Origin of the sequence: Gordonia sp. SID5947 (assembly GCF_009862785.1) — a bacterium.
GTDB lineage: Bacteria > Actinomycetota > Actinomycetes > Mycobacteriales > Mycobacteriaceae > Gordonia.
In genome coordinates, this window is record NZ_WWHU01000001.1 from 559,494 (window position 1) to 577,980 (window position 18,487).

Sequence of the window (18,487 nt, forward strand, 5' to 3'; positions counted from 1 at the left end):
CGATCCGGGCGTCCAGGGGGCCGAAACCGAGGAGGCTTCGTCGCCGACGGGCGGCCCTGTTGTCGGTGCCCGAACAGTACGAGTTTCGTTGTGAGAAACAGGTTGCAGGACCTGAGACGCACGGGAACCGACGGGCGTAACCTGCCGTCTGGCAACGCTGTTCACGCGGGAGACCGCCACCGAAGAGTCTGATCTGCGCAGTGGTCGCTGTCGGTCATGGCTTGAGTACGTAGCGACCGCGCGTCCCGCCTTCGGCCATGGCCCGATGGGCGTCCGCGGCCCGGTCCAACGGCATGACGGCATGCACGCGAGTCGGCAACCGGCCGGACGCCGCGTAGGCCAGTAGTTGCTCCAACCGCGAAGCGTCCGACCGCGCCATCAGTGTGTGCACTGTGATCCCTCGCTCGGCCGCGGGCACGATATTGGGTCGTACGCCGACGAAAGTTCCGCTGTCGCGGACCAGGGTCAGGCCCCAGGCCTGCCGGGGCGTGGCGTCGACCACCGCGTCCCATCCCATCCCGGTACTCGTGACGAAGTCGGCGCCGAGACTTCGCACGAACTGTTCGTCCGATGCTCGGGCCAGGCCGGTCACCTGCCAACCGCGGTCGGGGGCGAGCGCGGCAACGTTGGCGCCGATCGCGCCGGCGGCGCCGGTCACCAGCAGTTGGTTTCCGTCTGTGGGCGCTTCGCCGAGCTGATCGACGATCTGCGCTGCACTCAGACCGCTGAGCGGCACTGTCGATGCCGAGACCAGGTCGAGTCCTTCGGGTACGACGGCGAGGTCGGCGGCGGGAACGACGAGTTGTTCGGCGTAGGTGCCGAAGTCGCGGTCGAAACCGAGCACGACACCGGCGACCCGGGTACCGGCAGCCACGTCCACGCCCGGACCGGCGGCGCGCACGGTGCCGGCGAAGTCCCAGCCCAGGCCGGTGTGCGACGGCTGTTCGATCATGCCCATCTCGTGGAAGAACCCGCCCGCGACTCCCAGGTCGGTGGGGTTGACCGGCGCGGCCGCGACCGCGACCGCGACCTCACCGGCGCCTGGCTCGGTGAGCGGGACGTCAATGATCTCGATCGAGTCGGGTCCGCTCGGAGTGCGGACGACGGCGGCGTGGAAAGTGGGTGTACTCATGCTTCGCTCCTCGATGGTTCGATTCCGATGAGCTCCACAATGGTCCCGGGGTTTTGGAAGGTGGTTGGAGCTGACTTGGAAGGCTCAACCGGTACCTGGAGCGCCCGCAGTCGAACGCTGTTCCGGCTTGCCGCGAGGCGAAACATGTTGGTCGAGAGCACGTTCGGCCTATGCCCTGGCGTCGGCGGACCAGTGGGGGGCGTGCCACCGGTCGGCGATGTCCGCGGCCCGGGTGAAGTGGGCGGCGGCGTCGTTGTGGCGGCCGAGGAAGAGGGCGAGTTCGCCGAGTGTGTGGGCCACCGGGCGCAGCGCCAGGGACACGGTCTCCGCGCCCGCCGGGGGCCGTCTCGGTGTGGGAGCAGGTTCGCGTAGGCCTGCTCAGCGCCGGCGCGGTCGTTCGACGCGATACTCGCCAGGGCGCGCAGGCTGGTCAGGAAGGTGAAGAAGAAGTCGGGCCGGATGGCGGCCGGTGCTGCATCGGCGCGGAGTGCCTCGTCGCTGTGGCCGGCAGTGTGGAGAGCGAGCGTGAGCAGGTCGGCGACCATGGGGCCCAGTGCCTCGTGGAAAGCGCGCACGTCGTCCAGGTGGTCGCCGAGCGTGCCGTCGCTGATCCAGATCGCTGCCCGCGTCAGGCGGAGGAAGCCGGCGGCGTGCACCGATCCGGCGCGTTCCATACGTTCGGTGGCCTCGGCGTAGCGGCGCTCGGCCTCGGCGAACCGGCCCTCGATGAGTACCAGCGTCGCCAGTGCGATCTCGGCGGCGCCGATCGCTTCGGGCATTCGGTAGGTGCGGGCGAGATCGAGAGCCTTGTCGGAGACGCGGCGCATGGTCGCCGGATCGTTGGCCCCCGCGGCGTTGGCGGCCTGGTTCAGCAGCCCGGTCACGTGATAGACGGGCAGGTCGTGCTCGACACCGATCTTCACCATCTCACGGGAGTACTCCTCCCGTCCGGAAGCGCGTGCCAGGACCAGCAAAGCCGCGGCGCGGAGGCGGGGATCGGCCGTGAGGTCGAGGGCTTGTTCGCCCGCCGCGACGACTGCTGGATCGTCCTCGCCGACCAGCTCGTGGGCGTAGGCGATGAGAAGGTGGGATCGCGTGCCTGGGGGGAGGCCGGGCCGTTCGAGCAGGCGGCGGAGGCGCTCGACGATGGGGTGGTCGATCGTGCCATAGGGGCGGGCTTGCCAGGGGGTGGGTTCGGTCCAGGCGGTGAACGCGGCGATCATCAGGTCCTCGCGCCCGATCGAGTCGGCGACCTCCACGGCCCGTTCGCGGGTGTCCCTGGCCGCGGCGAAGGAGCCGGACCGGACCTGTGCGCGCAGCAGCCTGCCGAGCAGGTCCATGCGTTCGTCCGGGTCGCGGGAGTTGGTGACGGCATCGGTGAGGAGCGCGACAGCTACGTCGTGGGCATAGCGTGCTTCGGCCAGCTCGGCGGCGCGCACGCAATAGCTGACGGCCTTGGGTGACCCCGCCCGCGAGTAATGATGGGCGAGGGCCGTGATATCGCCCGAACCTTCCAGTGCAGCGGCAATCCGGGCGTGCATTCTCGTGGTCCGGACCCGGCTGACATCGGTGATCAACGTGTCCCGGACCAGCGCGTGCACGAACCGTACGCGCCCGGGCCCCGGTTCGTCGAGCAATCCGGCGAGGACGCCTGCGTCCAGCGCGTCCAGCACGCCGTCCTCGTCCGTATCGGCGGCCCGGACGAGCAGGTCCACCGAACTCTCCCGTCCGGCCACCGCCGCCAATCGCAGGACGGAGACACCGCCCTCCGGGAGCCGGGCGAGCCTGCGCCGCAGCACATCCCGGACACCGCCGGGGACCTCGGATAGCGCGACCAGCGCGCCCTCGCCGCGAAGCAGCCGCGCGCTCTCCCGCACATAGAAGGGGTTGCCGCCGGTCCGCTCGGCGATCCCTTCCACAGTCGTGTCGTCGGCCGCGCATTCGGCGCGCACGAGATCGGCAACAGCGTGGACGGGCAGTCCGGGCAGGTCCAGCCGCAACGGCGCGGACCGGGCGAGTGATCCGAGGGTGGCGGTGAGGCGTTCGCTCTCGTCCAACCGATATGCCGTGACGATCAGGATCGGGGCCCGCACACCCACGCCACCGCCGACCAGATCCAAGGTTGTGCCGTCCGCGCAGTGCAGATCGTCGAGGATCAGCGCTACGGGACGCGCGTCGGCAGCCGCGGTGAGCCACTTCCACAGGGCTCGGCGCAGCCGGAACCGCCCGGCCGTCGCATCGTCGGTACCGGGCGCGGAATCGCTGAGCAGTGGCGCCAGATCGACGTCCGACTCGGCGGGCGGGAATGCCGCCGCCACCGTCCGTAGTGCCTCGACCCATGCCCACGCCGGCGGGGCGCTGTCCAGCTCTGGGCAGCGCCCGGCGGCCACGAGCCATCCGTCCTGCCCGAGGCGTGCGCCGAGGTGCTCCAGCAATGTCGACTTGCCGAGCCCGGCCTCCCCGGTGACGAGAGCGACGCGAACCCCGTCGGCGGTGGCCTCCTCTGCGGCGGCCAGCAGCGTCGCGAGTTCGCGATCGCGGCCCACGAATGTGCCGGCGCGGGGCCCGCCGCTCGGCGGTGGAGCGGATCCACCCTCTGTCGGTATCGAATCCGGTTGTTCCCCAGGCAATCGTGTGACGTCCCGCATCTGATCCGCGATAGCTTTCGCCCGGGTGGAATCGAACGTCGGAGCATTGTGGCCGGGCGTACCCTGCGCACGCGGGGGTGCCACGGGCGTCGGCGGAACGGCAGCGCGCAGGATGTCTGTGCGCTGGGCGAGGATCGCTGCCTCCAGTTCCACCAGATCCGGCCCTGGATCGAGCCCCAGCTCGTCGGCGAACGTCGCGCTCGCCCGACGCAGCACCGCCAGCGAGTCGGCTCGGCGACCGCTGCCCCACAGGGCGAGAGCGAGCATCCGCCAGCCTTCTTCGCGCAGCGGCTCGTCACGGGTCAGGTCCTCGGCCTCGGGAACCACCGCGGCAGGGTCGCCCGACCGCAGTCCCGCCGCGACGCGCAGTTCACGGGCGACCACGTGCAAATTGTCGAGCCGCGTGATCTCGGCCCTGGCCCATGGCTCGTCGACGAACTCAGCGAACGCCGACCCTTGCCACAGCGCCAACGCCGTACCCAGCCGGGTGTGGGCGGCGCGGGGGTCGGCGAGCGCTCGAGCCTCGTCGAGTAGATCCTCGAAAGTCCACGCGTCCACCGCTTCTGACGGCAATCGCAGCGCGTAACCGGGCGCGGCGCTCACCAGCAGCCGAGCCGGGGTGCGCGGTGCGCGACCGGGTTCCAGCAGCCGGCGCAGGTTGGACACGTACGCCTGCAACGAGGTGCGGGCGTGGCTTGGCGGTTCGCCCTGCCACAGATCCTCGACCAGACGGTCGACCGATACGACCTGCCCGCGTGCGGCCACCAGCAAGGCCAGCACGCCGCGCTGCCGCGGTCCGCCGAGTGGAACCGGCCCATCGTTGTCCTCGGCCGCGAACGAACCCAATACCCGGATCAAGACCATGACCAGGCCGATCGTACGCGCGACCCGCAGTGGTGTTCCAAGTTGTCTCCAAGTGCCTTCCAAAAGCCGGGACGCAGTCTCGGGTGCATCGAACCGATGAAACACGAAGGGAACCAGTAGATGAGTATCGACACCCAGGACATGGAAGTAGTCCACCGCGGACTCCGCCGCGAGGCGCGCCTGCTGATCGAACTGGTGGCGGCGGTCGCGCCGGGCGACACCCGTCGCGCCGCGATCATCGCCGACCACTTTCGCCTCTATCGACTGGGTTTGCACAACCACCACGAAGGCGAGGACGAGTTGCTGTGGCCGCCGCTGTTGGCCCGTGTGGACCTCGGGGCCGACATCGTCCTGCGGATGGAGAGCCAGCACACGCGCGTAGCCGCCACGCTGACCAGGCTGGATACCGAGGTGTCAGCGTGGGAGGCCACTGCCGGAGCCGACGAACGTGACGCCCTGGTGGCCTCGCTCACCGACCATCGAGCGGTCCTGCTGGAGCATCTGGACGACGAGGAGGCCACTCTGCTGCCGCTCGCCGCCGACCACCTCACCGAAGCGGAATGGGCCTCGCAGGGCGAGCACCTGGTCACGCACACTCCCAAGCTCACATTGCTCATGCTCTTCGGCGTAGTCCTCGAGGATGCGAACCCATCCGAACGCGCACGCCTGCTGGCCGGCCTTCCCGCCCCGGTCCGCGGCATCTGGCACATCTTCGGCAGTCCCCGCTACGCCCGTCACACCCGACGCGTCCGAGCGGCCTGACCCACCTTGACTTTTGCCACTTTCTCAAACGCCGAGGAGTTCATTGTGCAGTCGACCATCGGTAGCTGCCTCGCCGCACTCATCGGAATCGCAGTGCTGCTGACCGCCTGAACCTGCGGCGACACAACCATTCGCGAATCAACGGGCCGCTCGGTTGCCCGAGCCGTCTCGAAGACCTCAACGTCGTCCGGCTCTGACGGGCCGAGGGGGACGGCGGCCGCTTCGCGGCTGCACGGACCTCACCTCTCGCAGCAGACCTCGGGAGCGCGCAAGATCGCTGACGGGAGGTGAGGTCTTTGCGATTTCAGGGCGTCTCCGGGGTGGCATCGGCCACGGGCGCCGCGCCGAGTTCCGCGCCGGGCTGTCGCGGGAGTCGCCGGGCGATGACGAATCCCAGCGCGGCCAACAGGATCGCGAGCAGGATCGCGTCCTTGATCGACTGGATCTGGGCGTCCTCGTAGTGCTCGGCTAGTTGTTCGACGTCCTGTGTCGACAGGCCGCTCGCCTCGGCCGCCTCGGTGAGCTGGTCCCTGGTCACGATCTCGACGCCGTTGGCAGACAGTTCCGCGACACGGGTCTTGCTCTGCTCGGACAGGTTCGGATCCACCTGTGCGGCATTGTTGAAGCCCGCACCGAGTGATGCGACGAGCAGCGCACCGAGCAGTGCGACGCCGACCGACGTACCGATGTTCTGTGCGGTGCCCTGGAGGCCTCCGGCCTCACCGCGATCGCGGTCACCCACCGACGACATGATGACGTTGCCGAGTTGCGAGGCGATGAAGCCGAATCCGGCTCCGAAGATCGCCATCCCCACCGCGAACCACACACCGTCGAGCTGGGGCTCGATCGTGGTGACCAACAGCGACGACCCGACGATCACGAGTACCAGCCCGATCCGGACCATTCGACGCGGCGATTGTGTCGCAGCGAGTTTCGGGCTCGCGAACGCGGCTATCAGCATCGCCACCGACATGGGGGCCAGCTTCACACCCGTCTCGAATGCATTCTTCAACAAGACGTATTGCAGGTAGATCGGGATCACGAAGAAGATTCCACCGATGATCGTCTGCTGCGCGACCATCATCACCAGACCGTTGCGCAGCTGCAGTTTCCGCAGCAGGTCCGGGTGCATCAACGGTGTGCGACCGCGCGCGATGACATGACGTTCCCAACTGAAGAACCCGATGAGGATGAACACCCCGGCGGCGATCATGAACGGCACCACCGACAGCCCGAAAGGCGTTATCTCAGTTCCGGCGATCGTCAACGCACCGGATGGCCGGATGAAACCCCAGGTACCGGACTGCAGGAAGGCCAGCACGATGAGACCCAGACCTGCTGCGGAGAGGAAGGTGCCGCCCCAGTCCATCCGCCGCGAGCCCGATCGCCCGGTATCCGAGATCACCCGCACGCAGGCGATCACGGCCAGGCACACAACGGTTTCGGCCGCGAACACGACCCGCCACGTCAATGCCTCGGTGACCCATCCGCCGATCAAGGGGCCGGCCGCGGCGCCGGCCGCGGCGATCCCGCCCAGTGCGCTGTATGCGGTGGCGCGGTCCCTGCCGTCGTAATTGGTTGCGGTGAGCGAGATGATGGCCGGCATCACCAGGACCGCGCCCGCTCCTTCCACGAAGGACCAGCCGAACAACAGTACCCCGATGTTCGGGCTGAACGCTGTGATCAGCGAACCGATGCCGTAGACCATCAGGCCGATCGAGAACACGCGTCGACGGCCGAACATGTCGCCGAGCCGCCCACCGAACAACATGAACGAGCCCATCACCAGGGTGTACAACGTGATGGCCAGCTGCACCTGGGTGATGGTCGTGTCCAGGTCGACCACGACGCTGGACACCGACACGTTCATGACAGTGGTGTCGAGCACCATGATGAACTGCGCTGCGCAGAGGATGATCAGAACGCGCCAGTGTTGCACCGCGGTGAGATTACGCCGTGGAACACGGGCCGAAGTCCGTTGCTGCCGCTGGTGAGGGGAAATCATCCGGATCGGATGAGCGACAGTCGCGGATCGATCGCGCGAATGACAGGACATCGCGCGGAGATCTCTTCATAGTGGAAAGAGGAGCCATCACGCAGCTCCGAACGACGAAAGGAAAGCCGATGGCACTCGACGACGATGACATCACCACTTCCGGCGGCGGCGAAGGCGTTGCCGACGGTGGCTCGAATCCGGAAGGTCACGATGGCGGTGCCGACGGTACTGCCGGTGGTGAGGGACCGGCCGACGGTGGCTCGAACCCCGACGGTCACGATGGCGGCGCCGACGGTACCGCCGGTGGTGAGGGACCGGCCGACGGTGGCTCGAACCCCGACGGTCATGACGGAGGTGCCGACGGAACCGCCTGACCGAAGCCTGATGCTGAGTCGCTGTATCTCGGTCGATCGCGCGACTTTCGGTCGCGAGAACTGGGGCCGGCTCCCGTTGCTCAGCAGTTCTGAGTCGCTGCCCCGCGGTTTCGACGACCTGCTGTCGGAATCGGATGTCGATGAGCTGATCGCGCGACGCGGCCTCCGGACTCCGTTCATCCGGATGGCTAGGGACGGTGGACTCGTCGGTCGTGAGTGCTACACGGGACCGGCCGGGTTCGGTGCGGAGATGCCCGATCAGGTGGACTCCGCGCAAGTGCTCGCCCAGTTCGCGGCCGGCGCCACGATCGTGTTGCAGGGACTCCACCGCCTGTGGCCGCCGGTGATCGACTTTGTTCGAGGCATGGTCGACGATCTCGGACACCCGGTGCAGGCCAACGCTTACGTCACCCCGGCCGGCAACCGGGGGTTCGATCCGCACTACGACGTTCACGATGTGTTCATCCTGCAGACCGCTGGCCACAAGCGCTGGACGGTGCACGAGCCCGTGTACCGCGACCCGCTCGTGTCGCAGCCATGGACAGATCATCGTGCGGCCATCGAGGCGCGCGTCGGCGACGACCCGGTCATCGACACGGTGCTGGCCCCCGGCGACGCTCTGTACCTCCCTCGCGGGTGGATTCACTCGGCGCTGGCACAGGGCGACACCTCGATTCATCTCACCATCGGAGTGGCCGCGACCACCGTCGGCGACGTGGTCCGGGCCGTCGTCGACGAGCTCGCCGGTGTCGAGGAGTTCCGGTCGTCGTTGCCGATGGCAATCGACCTGACCGATCGCGACGAGACAGAGGCGATGGCCACGAAAGCGATGGCCGCGCTCGTCGCGGTGCTGCGGGACCGGAGCACCGAGCTCGGTGACGCCACCACCGCCCGACTGCGAGCGCGGTTCGCCGAGCAGACCCGGCCGGCCGCCGTGTGGCCCCTCCGCACGGCCGCCGTCATCGACGACCTCGATGCCACGGTTGCGGTGCGGTGGCGGCACGGATTGGTGGGAACGGTGCGTCGGGCGGCGGACCGTGTGGAGCTCCGTCTACGTGATCGGACGATCAGCTTCCCGGGATACTGTGCCGACGCTCTGAACGCGGTGGCACACCGTGAGATCGTGTCCGCCGGAGCGCTGCCCGGACTCGACGCGGCCGACGGCATGGTGTTGATCAGACGGTTGCTCCGCGAGGCCGTCGTCGTGCCCGCCGAGATGTCGACGGGTTCGCCGGCGTGAGGGGCAGCACCCCGTGTAGCGATCAGTCGCTGGAGCGTGGCGACCCAATGTATGGCACCGCGTCAGCTGGGTTCTCGTGGCTGCTCCTGGAACTGTCGGGCCCGTGGGGACCGTCGGTGTTCCTCAACTCGCCCAAGATCATCGACCCGGCGCTCGGCCGCTCCATCGTCCGGCGGGTCGAGGCGACGGGCATGCGTATCGTCGCGATCCGGCGGCCGGGAAAACGTGCACCCACTCCACGGTGGCGCTGGTTTGTCGTGCACTCGCGCCCCGGAGCGGAGTCGGTCCATCGGGGAGAGGTGGCCGGCCCGGCCGACTACCTCGAACTCGCCTTGGACGGCTCCGACGGTGAATCGTCGTCGGACCCTGTGGTCGCGATCTGCGCACACGGGAAACATGATCAGTGCTGCGCGGTACGCGGTCGTGCGGCGACCACCGCCATCGCCGCCGGGTTCCCCGAATGGACCTGGGAGTGTTCCCATCTCGGTGGCGACCGGTTTGCCGCGACGATGCTCATCCTGCCGCACGGCCTGAGCTACGGCAGAGTCGATTCGTCCGACGATCCGGCCGCGTTGGTCCGGCTGTACAACGCTGGAAGACTTGACGATTCGCACCTGCGAGGCCGGACCTCGTTGCCGCACCCGGTGCAGGCGGCCCAGCATTTCGTGCGGCAGGAGACCGGCATCGACCGGATCGACGCGTTGGCCCCGCTGGACGTGCAGCGGGGTGATCAACAGATCCGGGTCCTGCTCGACGATCCCGACGGTCCGGTCGAGGTGATCCTGTCCGAAGAGATGTCTGACCCCCTGCAGTCGACGTGCGGTTCGCAGGCCATCGGACGGGTGCGCCAGTTCGTACTGGTGTCGATGAGCGTCCTCCGGCCCGGTCCCTGAGGAGCGAGCGTCACGAAGGGTGGCCACGCCACGAGTGGTCTTCGGTGACGCGGGTGGGCTCGGGTGACGCGGGTAGTCGACGACCCGCGTCTGGCCGTTCGCCCCGCGTGAGTGGAGACGGCCCGCGTCTCGCGATCATGTCCCGTCCAGGTGGGCGGCCTGCCGATCCGCTGTCGAAGGCTGTCTGGGAATAGGCTGACGACGATGAGCAATTCGAAAAGCCTGCAGTCGGAGCGATGCCCGTGTACGTCGGGTCTGGCCTTCGACGACTGCTGTGGACCGGTCCTGTCCGGTGAACGAAAGGCCGGTACCGCCGAGGCCCTGATGCGCTCACGATTCACGGCATTCGCGTTGGGCGACCGTGAGCACCTTCTCGCGAGTTGGCATCCACGCACGCGACCCCGTGTCCTCGACCTCGACGACACGCAGGAGTGGTATCGGCTGGACATCGAATCCACTTCCGGCGGTACACCGTTCGAGAAGACCGGAGAAGTGGTGTTCACCGCGTACCACCGGCGTGACGGGATCCGCGGAACACTTCACGAGCGAAGCCGTTTCGAGCGCTTCGACGGACGCTGGGTGTATGTCGACGGCTTTGTCACCTAGAGTTCCGCACGCGTGACCTCGCCATCGCTCCAGATTTGAGGCATTTGCCCCACGTGCCGTCCACATGTCCGGTCTCAAACTGAGTTCATGAACACTCACACTCCATATGAGGCGGTCACCGCCCTGCGTGCACATCCCGATCTACCTGGCGGGTCCGACGAGCGGTTCGCGGGCTACGGCGTCATGGGGATTCCGTTCGCCTCGGGCCATTATCTCGCGTTACGCGAGATGCTGGCGAGTTCCCTCGGGGCTCCCTACCGAACGATCTGGCACAGAGACCCACAGGGCCGGTGGACTATTCATACGACGACGGATCCTGCTGCCAGCTGTCCCCGCTACTTCGGCGCGGGCGCCGATGTGAGACGCGTGCCTGCCATCGACATCTCGTGGACCGACGGGTCGCAGGTCGAGGTGGCCCTCGGCGATGAACTGCGGTGGCGACTCGAGTTGGCGTCGTCCCCGGCGACCCGAATCCTGACCGCGATGGGTGCGGCCATGCCCATGCGGGCATTGACCAGTGCTTCGGTTCTGACCGTCATGGGCCCGATGGCCGGTGCGGTGCTGGGCTCGGGCCGCATGCGATTGTGCGGACGGACACCGAATGGTCCTCTGTTCCGCGCGACGCCGCTCCAGGTCTGGCGGGTGGCCTCCGCCGAGGCCACGCATCGGGGGCAGAACCTCGGTGCACCTGCCCCGCTCGACGTGCAGACCGCGCTGGGGGATTTCTGGCTCCCACAGCGTGGGTTGTTCTTCGTCGGGCAGGCGAGCTTCACTCCGCCGCCGGCACGGGCAGGTGACGTGGTCGCCGACGATGCGGAGGTGGCGTGAGGACGACGCGCCGGACTGTTCGCGCGGTGTGCGGGCGAACCGACGGCTGACATCGCCGGTCATCGGGATGACAATGGACTCATGACCGGGCAACCTCTGCTCCCGCGGCGTGTCGAGGTGTTGGCGGGTCTCTCGGTCGCCATCGACCTCGGGCTCGGTCAGCCCGCCGAGCACATGCTGCGTTCGGCCGTCATCGCCTGCCGGTTGGCCGACCGGTTGGGCCTGGACCGCGCCCAGCGTGCCACCACCTATTACGCGACCCTGCTGATGTGGATCGGTTGTCATGCGGATTCGCACGAGTACGCACGGTGGTTCGGCGACGACATCGCGGTCCGCAGAGACGCGTACCTCGTCGACTGGTCCGGGATTCCGTACTTGCGGTTTCTGCTGGGCAATGTGGGGCGGGGTGAGCCGCTCGGATACCGGGTGAAGACGATGGCGACGCTGTTCCGTGACGCTCGCGGCCAACTCGCGACCCTCGTGCACTCCCATTGCATGTCGGCGGCGGCGTTGGCCCGGCACGTCGGCCTCGGCCCTGACGTCGAGCGTGCGATCGCCTTCACCTACGAGCGTTTCGACGGCGGTGGACTGCCCGCCGGCGCGGCCGGCGACGACATACCAATCGAGATGCGGGTCGCGCAGGTCGCCGACGTGGCAGAGGTCCATCACCGGACGTATGGCCTCGACGGGGCGGTCGCGATGGCAGGCAGCCGTCGCGGCGGCCATTTCGATCCGGTGGTCGTCGACGCGTTCGTCGCGGACGCGGAGAGCATGCTCGCAGTCGCCGGCGATGATCCGTGGAGCGATGCGATCACTCTCGCCCCCGACTGGGAAATGGCACTCGACGATGCCGGACTCGACGCCCTGGTGACCGCGATCGGCGACTTCGGTGACCTCAAATGCCCTTTTTCGCTGGGACATTCGCGGAATGTGGCCACGCTCGCGGGCGCTGCCGCCGGGCAGATGGGGATGTCGTCGGCCGAGGTCGACATTGTCCGTCGGGCCGGGCATCTCCATGACATCGGGCGGATCGGTGTGTCCAGTCAGATCTGGTCGAAACCGGCAGAGCTGACCGGTGCCGAGTGGGAGCGGGTTCGGATGCATCCGTATCTCACCGATCGAGTTCTCATGCGTATCCCCGGGTTTGGTGCCGTCGCGGCGATCGCGCGGAGCCATCACGAGCATCTCGACGGCAGTGGCTACCCGCTGGGGGTCGGGGGTGCCGCGCTCGGCCGCAGCCAACGGCTGGTGGCGGCTGCGGTCGCGTACCAGTCGGCGACTGAGCCGCGGCCGTATCGCGACGCATTCACCGACGAAGATGCCGCGGCCCGGCTTACGAGGCGTGCTGACCGTGGCGCGCTCGACGGTGACTGTGTGGAGGCGGTTCTGAGCGCCGCCGGACACAAGGGAGCGCGCGTCCGACGAGAGGACACGCTGACGCCGCGCGAGACCGAGATCCTTGGACTCGTGGCGCGCGGCATGTCCAACCGGGAGATCGCGGCACGGCTTGTGTTGAGCGAGAAGACAGTACGCAATCACGTTGAGCACACGTACACCAAGATCGGCGCTGTCAATCGGGTGGGCGCGAGCCTCTACGCGCTACGGAACGGACTCGCCGCTCCGGACGTCGGTGACGGCTCCCTCTAGGGTGACCCGTGCCGCGCGACCCATTCGACGAGCGGAGTCGCCGCGCGCCAGTCCGTACGGATGCGATCGACGAGGTCGCCTGTGTGGATCACGTCCTCGAAGCCGTAGTCCCGGCCGACCGTGAGGGACTTGTGGCGTAACAGGTCGATCCGAGGGTGGTCGGGGTCCCAGCCGCGTGGGGAGGTCTTGAGCTTGTCGCCGCCGACTTCCCACCCGGCCTTGGCGAGTTTCTTCACCAGCCGTTCGAGCTCCGCACCGTGCCGGTCATGGTCGATCGCCGCCCGCAGTGCGACAAGGCGGTCGGCGGACGCCTCGTAGAAGCCGGCGCCGACGCGGACGCCCGGTGCGCCGATCTGTACGTAGTACCCGGTCGCCGGAGCCACCCCGACGAAAGCGCCCTGATGGGTCTTGTACGGCGTCTTGTCCTTGTCAAACACGACACAAGATACAAGAAGGGAATTGAACCATGAACTACGAACACACTTGGAATGAGACCGCTGTCGAACTCGTCGCCGAAGACGGGTTGTTGTACGCGCACGCGACCGCCGAAGGGTTGCTCGTGCTCCGGAGCGAGCTTGTCCGGACCGACTCGGACCTGTACGCACCGGTAGCCGAAGAGCTCGCCGGAGGCGCTTACGAGCTATCTGAGAGCGTCGTCGAGGAGTACTCAGACGACTCTCCGGTGATCGGTCGCTCGGTCACCGAGTTCTACACGAAGGTGGGTGCATGACAGAGACCGACTACGTGCTCTCTCCGGAGGAGGATCGACAGCGTAGGGAACAACTCGCGGTTCCGTTGATCCGGTGGCAGCGAGCGTTCTTCCGGTGCCCGGATAAGGACCTTAGGCCCGTCGCGAAGACGCTCGGTGCGCTGATGACCTACGCCGACAACTACACGCTCGAAGCGTGGCCATCGCTCGAGACCCTCGTCCGTGAGTCCGGTGTGTCGAGGACTCGGGTCATAGAACACATCAATCTGTGTGTCGACAAAGGTTGGATCGAGCGGATCTCGCGCGGTGGAAGCGTCCGAGGAACGTCGACCGAGTACCGATTGACGATCCCGACGATCGACAAACCGGGTCCCACTGATGGGACTCACATACCCGACGTTGCCGAAACTGGGTCCCGTTCGTGGGAGAACTGGGTCCCATCTGTGGGAGAAGTGGGTCCCGTCAGTGGGACACCAACTACTCAACGGAACTACTCATCGGGGTCGACGACCCCTAGGGAGTCGGCCTCGTCGTCTTCGACTCCGTCGTCGTCGGACCCTTCGGTTCCTCCGACTCCTCCGTCTCATCCTCCTCGGGTCACCGGTGACGAACCGATGAGTTCGTCATCTCCCTCGGGGTCGATGACTCACAGCACCGGAGTCGAAGCCGACCCCGAGGGAGGCGAAGACGATCGTCAGCCTCCTTTTGTTCCGGCTGACTCCGGTGTCGGCTCGTCGTCGACTCCTGCGTCGTCGACTCCTGCGTCGTCGACTCCTGCGTCGTCGACTCCTCGTAGTTGGCGTGTCACCGATGACGGTGACGTCGTCGAGTACAGCACCGGGGAATACCGACCGTTCGACGGTTGGGAACTAGGCGCAGCGGAGCCGCGCCGTTCAACGGTCGAGCTACCGCACGACCTGAGTTCGACACCGAAGAGTCAGAGACCGTCGTCGACTCCCAACAGGTCGTCGACTCCGACGCCTGACGATCCGTGGACAAACCCGTTCAACTCCCACCGGACGACGGACTAACCACCCGAGGGAACCACTCGCGTTCGATACGGCTGATCTCCGAACGAGACCGGCGTGCTGTCCACGCTCACGGTTGGACGAGGGCCGAGACCCGACGCCGGCCGAATATGAACCCGACGTCGGGATCGAGGAGGAGTACGTCCTCAGCCAGACTTGAGCCCGATCAGCGACTTGACCGCGTGGAGGATCAAGACGATGCCCGCATACGGAAGCCAGACCGCGGGGACGAGTCCCCATGCGATCAGACCCGTCACGAAGACGATCGGGACCGTCTCGGGCGGTAGGACTCGGACAAGGGGTTCGAGAAAACCCCCGATAGGCGAAGGATCAGACATTTGCTCTCCTCACACGTTGACCTGCTCGGACACACGAGTGAGAGCCTCTACTAGTCTAGGTAGACGGTGTGTTAGCTTGAGGTAGGTGTATTGACACAAGCTCACGGTGAGACCCTCGAGCAACCCCGGCGGGTGCCGAGGTTTTCGCTGTTCTCGTGTGGTACTTACGATATCGTTCGGCGCGGTCAAACTGGTGGATGAGACTGGCTTCTTCACCGCGAATCATCAAAGCCCTGCTCAGGGCTACGTTGTGGATCATCGCGCCGTATTCACCGGCGTGTCCTACACAGGTCCGCTAACAGCTTGTTCTATGCTCCGTCCCCGAGTTCGCTACCGAGCGGGGCGTCGGGTCAACGAATCCGCGTCATGAAAGCGGAAGACTTCCTTACGACCGATCTACCCGCTCTTCGCGATCGCGTCGATGATCCAGATCGGGAGCCACAGACCGCAGGTGAGCAACGTCAACACCGCGTGCATCACGTGGGGACACGACTTCCGCGGGACGTAGACCGGTCCGTTGTAGCCGTAGACGACCTGTTGATTGACCACCGGAGGGTGGGTGTAGTCGGGTCGGTACTGGGTCACCCACGAACCGGAGACGGGATCGAACATCGACCCGTCGGGGTAGATCCACATGCCGATGCCCTGGTCGAAGTAGGGCTCCGGTTGTTGTGGGCCGGCGGGTATCGGCTGGGTCATACGGGGGACGCTACCGACTGTCACCGACACTCGAGCCGAGAACGCGACGCGGGTCGGTGGTTCGCCGCGCTCCCGTTGACGCGCGGGTGGTCGGTGCATCGTCGTGCCGAACGATTGTTCGATCCTCGTTCGTCCTCGACCGTCTCGTTCGTCGCTCGCGTTCGTGTCGAGTGCAATCGTCGTTGCTGGTCGTCGCAGGGGCACGGGGGGACCCCTCCCGGTGGGGTCTGTCCCGCCTCGTTATGCGCCTCCGTCGTCACGCGCAGGTTAGAAGCTCCGACTCCCGTACATCGCGTGGGTGTTCCGTCGGTTGACCTGCTCCGAGTCGAGCGCTGGTCGGGACGACGGAGTCGGCCCTCTTCGTCGGACTTGGTCCGACTGTGGGCGTTCACCTACGAAGGCCGAAATCAATATGCCTGTAAAGAAATTGACAGGCAGTCGGTGTCGGAGTTCGCACGTACAGGGGCGATGTCTCGCCCGACGGTCGCCAAATACCGCAAGACGTGGAAGCGCGCCGCGCTGGTGTGGGCGTTCACCACCGATGAAGCCAAAGGTGGTAGAGGCAAAACCGGTAAAGAACTTAACCGGTTTACGGTCACTGGTTTCGCACAGACAGGAGCCATGTCCAAGCCGTCGGTCATCAAGTACCGGAAGGCGTGGAAGCGAGCGATCGACGCGGGGTTCGCGACCGACGTCAAGCCGGGAGACCGGATCGACCTCCCCGACGTCGAGTGGCAGGAGTATTTCAACCCGCCGGCTATCGCATTTGTGGTGAGAGCGCTCAGAGCGTCTGTAACCGTCCGGGGGTGTAGGCGTACCGGAGAACGGGTAAAACTCCGTCAGCGTCGCTCTCAGAGCCAGGAACGAGTGTCTGTGCATCGGCCCGATGTAGGAGACGGATGTTCTCTAGACGCTACCGCTCTACGATCTCGTTCGGATAACGATTACTTGACTTTGTACTCCGGGATCGAAGAATCAGACCTTTATACAAGTAGAGGGAGAGAGGGAGTCGAAGGAACGAAGTGACTGAGACGACCGAACGACCGACCCTGACAGCACGACGTAACAACAGCGTCGTCCTCCCTTTCGGGTCGGACTCTCCGAGTCGACGTCGACCCCTAGGGAGACGGAGACATCGACCCTTCGCCTTAGAGTCTTCGGGTCGTCCGGACCCCTAGGGACGGACGAACCCGGTTAGGTTCTTCCCTTCTCCGAAGCGAAGAATCCTGTCTTCGACTTCCGATGCGCGAGCTTCGCTCGCTTTCTCTTCGATCTCCGGTGGTCTAGCTAGGTGGGTACCTCACTTGTGACAGACCCCCGACTATCACGTCTTCGCATCGGCTCGGTAACAGCCGATAACGAAGCGTGAAATTGGAACCTTTATACAAGTAGAGGGAGAGACCTAGAGCGAGTGACGTCGGTCACGTTCGGTCTCAGAACCTCGAAAGTTGAACCTTCACTCTAAGTAGGAGCAAGGAGACACTCGGAGGTCTCCTACCCACAGACTTGATCGAGACCGTCCCCCTCCTGGACGACGGTCTCGGTATCCGAGGACCCGGTCCCTTTGCCCGGAGTCGCTCGGAAGCACCGGTCGAGACGGCCCACATCGCCCGACCGACGTACCCCCTTCCGTCGATCGAGGGTCCGGCTCCCGGTGCTCAAGACCTCTCTTCTCGACCCACGTAGCGGCAACGCCCGAAGCGTTGACCGCATTTTCTTGTGCCACAAAGAATCACCTGATTCACCGAAAGGAGGTGAACCGATGGACACCTGCCGACGAGGACATCCGCTAGACGACGTCTACGAAGCTCCCGACGGGGTCCGACGCTGTCAACGTTGCCGCCGAGAGCGTCAGCGCGAGTACGCGCAGCGAATCCAACGTGACGCGGCGCGGTACCGCGAGATCCGAGAGAGGAAACAACCCGCTTGATCGACTCCGACGCCGCGCTCGAGCGGTTCTGCGACCTGTCCGCCATCACCAACCATTTCATCCCGAACTCGCCCGACGCGAAGATCGAGTGGACCTCGCTAGAGCTCTCGTGGCTCGCCATCGACTGGGAGCAACTCGCGGATATGACTCCGCAGATCCTCCGGACGCATATTCGCCCCTACGGACTCGACGGACCGTCGTACGGACAGATCCTTTGGGATCGAGCTATCGAGCGCGGTCGAGACCACCGACCGATCGCCGAGCAAGCCGAGACGCTCCGGTACCGCCACCACGTACCGAAGCGTCACGCCGTCCAGTGGCACGCGAGGCTCACCGCCGGCGAAGACCCCGAAGCCGTCGCAGCGTCGCTCCGGTTGCTCGACGCGTCCGAAGCCGCTGAGACCGCCGTAGCCGCGGAGAGGCTCGCCGCCGGCGTCGCCTGAACAAGGAACAACGAATGCCATCACTTCTCGACCGTCACCGCGACGTCGTCACCGTCTATCCCGAGGAACTCGTCACCGACGCCGACGGGAACACGCGGACGCGTCCGTCGTCCGTCGGAGTCGTCACCCGGGCGACGATCCAACCCGCCGGAGTCCCCGAAGAGGACACCGACGTCGGCTTCGACGCCGAGGGCGTCTACCGGATGAAGCTCCCCCGCGGATTCCCGTTGCTGGGTGCTCAATCCGAAATCGTCTGGAAAGACCAGACGTGGCAGATCGACGGAGATCCCGACTACAACAACGGATCTCGTCGTACCGCTCATCTCACCTACCAGATCCGGAGGAACTGA

15 protein-coding genes and 1 pseudogene are annotated in these 18,487 nt (G+C 66.2%); 10 read left to right on the forward strand and 6 right to left on the reverse strand.

The window, feature by feature from the left end:
- Nucleotides 1-214 precede the first annotated feature (214 nt).
- Complete coding sequence (locus GTV32_RS02645) at nucleotides 215-1,132, reverse strand: NADP-dependent oxidoreductase (RefSeq protein ID WP_161058820.1); 918 nt, start codon at nucleotides 1,130-1,132, stop codon at nucleotides 215-217.
- Nucleotides 1,129-4,644, reverse strand: coding sequence for a BTAD domain-containing putative transcriptional regulator (locus GTV32_RS02650; protein ID WP_202421569.1), 3,516 nt, complete (start codon nucleotides 4,642-4,644; stop codon nucleotides 1,129-1,131). Before GTV32_RS02650 ends, GTV32_RS02645 begins: the two co-directional genes overlap by 4 nt.
- A gap of 120 nt (nucleotides 4,645-4,764) precedes the next feature.
- Between GTV32_RS02650 and GTV32_RS02655 the strand changes: the two genes are divergently transcribed.
- The gene (locus GTV32_RS02655; RefSeq protein ID WP_161058821.1) at nucleotides 4,765-5,406 is read left to right on the forward strand and encodes a hemerythrin domain-containing protein; all 642 of its coding nucleotides are present in this window, start codon (nucleotides 4,765-4,767) and stop codon (nucleotides 5,404-5,406) included.
- A 304-nt stretch (nucleotides 5,407-5,710) separates the two neighbouring features.
- On the opposite strand, the gene GTV32_RS02660 is transcribed toward GTV32_RS02655, so the two are convergent.
- A complete protein-coding gene (locus tag GTV32_RS02660) occupies nucleotides 5,711-7,345 on the reverse strand; it encodes an MFS transporter (RefSeq protein ID WP_343287192.1) in 1,635 nt (544 codons plus the stop codon).
- Between the two features lie 185 nt (nucleotides 7,346-7,530).
- Between GTV32_RS02660 and GTV32_RS02665 the strand changes: the two genes are divergently transcribed.
- The 6 genes from GTV32_RS02665 (at nucleotide 7,531) to GTV32_RS02690 (ending at nucleotide 12,990) form a co-directional block, all read left to right on the forward strand.
- Complete coding sequence (locus GTV32_RS02665; protein ID WP_161058823.1) at nucleotides 7,531-7,776, forward strand: BatC protein; 246 nt, start codon at nucleotides 7,531-7,533, stop codon at nucleotides 7,774-7,776.
- 10 nt (nucleotides 7,777-7,786) lie between these two features.
- A complete protein-coding gene (locus GTV32_RS02670) occupies nucleotides 7,787-9,016 on the forward strand; it encodes a cupin domain-containing protein (RefSeq protein WP_161058824.1) in 1,230 nt (409 codons plus the stop codon).
- A 47-nt stretch (nucleotides 9,017-9,063) separates the two neighbouring features.
- On the forward strand, nucleotides 9,064-9,909 hold the full coding sequence (locus GTV32_RS02675; protein ID WP_161058825.1) for a sucrase ferredoxin: 846 nt from the start codon (nucleotides 9,064-9,066) through the stop codon (nucleotides 9,907-9,909).
- Nucleotides 9,910-10,113: 204 nt separating this feature from the next.
- On the forward strand, nucleotides 10,114-10,515 hold the full coding sequence (locus GTV32_RS02680; protein WP_161058826.1) for a YchJ family metal-binding protein: 402 nt from the start codon (nucleotides 10,114-10,116) through the stop codon (nucleotides 10,513-10,515).
- A gap of 87 nt (nucleotides 10,516-10,602) precedes the next feature.
- Nucleotides 10,603-11,343: a hypothetical protein gene (locus GTV32_RS02685; protein ID WP_161058827.1), complete on the forward strand. Its 741-nt coding sequence runs from the start codon at nucleotides 10,603-10,605 to the stop codon at nucleotides 11,341-11,343.
- Between the two features lie 81 nt (nucleotides 11,344-11,424).
- A complete protein-coding gene (locus GTV32_RS02690) occupies nucleotides 11,425-12,990 on the forward strand; it encodes an HD domain-containing phosphohydrolase (RefSeq protein ID WP_161058828.1) in 1,566 nt (521 codons plus the stop codon).
- On the opposite strand, the pseudogene GTV32_RS02695 reads toward GTV32_RS02690, so the two are convergent.
- Nucleotides 12,987-13,430 (reverse strand): annotated as a pseudogene (locus GTV32_RS02695) (DUF2461 domain-containing protein); the annotation flags it as partial. The gene GTV32_RS02690 and the pseudogene GTV32_RS02695 sit on opposite strands and share 4 nt — an antisense overlap.
- 26 nt (nucleotides 13,431-13,456) lie before the next feature.
- Between GTV32_RS02695 and GTV32_RS23290 the strand changes: the two are divergent.
- Nucleotides 13,457-13,720, forward strand: a complete 264-nt coding sequence (locus GTV32_RS23290; protein WP_237421999.1) for a hypothetical protein — start codon at nucleotides 13,457-13,459, stop codon at nucleotides 13,718-13,720.
- A 1,153-nt stretch (nucleotides 13,721-14,873) separates the two neighbouring features.
- Here the strand turns inward: GTV32_RS23290 and GTV32_RS02705 are convergent.
- Together GTV32_RS02705 and GTV32_RS02710 are read right to left on the reverse strand one after the other, a co-directional pair.
- The gene (locus GTV32_RS02705; RefSeq protein ID WP_161058831.1) at nucleotides 14,874-15,065 is read right to left on the reverse strand and encodes a hypothetical protein; all 192 of its coding nucleotides are present in this window, start codon (nucleotides 15,063-15,065) and stop codon (nucleotides 14,874-14,876) included.
- 396 nt (nucleotides 15,066-15,461) lie between these two features.
- The gene (locus GTV32_RS02710; protein WP_161058832.1) at nucleotides 15,462-15,764 is read right to left on the reverse strand and encodes a hypothetical protein; all 303 of its coding nucleotides are present in this window, start codon (nucleotides 15,762-15,764) and stop codon (nucleotides 15,462-15,464) included.
- A gap of 1,926 nt (nucleotides 15,765-17,690) precedes the next feature.
- On the opposite strand from GTV32_RS02710, the gene GTV32_RS02715 reads away from it, so the two are divergent.
- Entirely contained in the window at nucleotides 17,691-18,137 is a 447-nt protein-coding gene (locus GTV32_RS02715; RefSeq protein WP_161058833.1) for a hypothetical protein, read from the forward strand.
- 14 nt (nucleotides 18,138-18,151) lie between these two features.
- A complete protein-coding gene (locus GTV32_RS02720) occupies nucleotides 18,152-18,487 on the forward strand; it encodes a hypothetical protein (RefSeq protein ID WP_161058834.1) in 336 nt (111 codons plus the stop codon).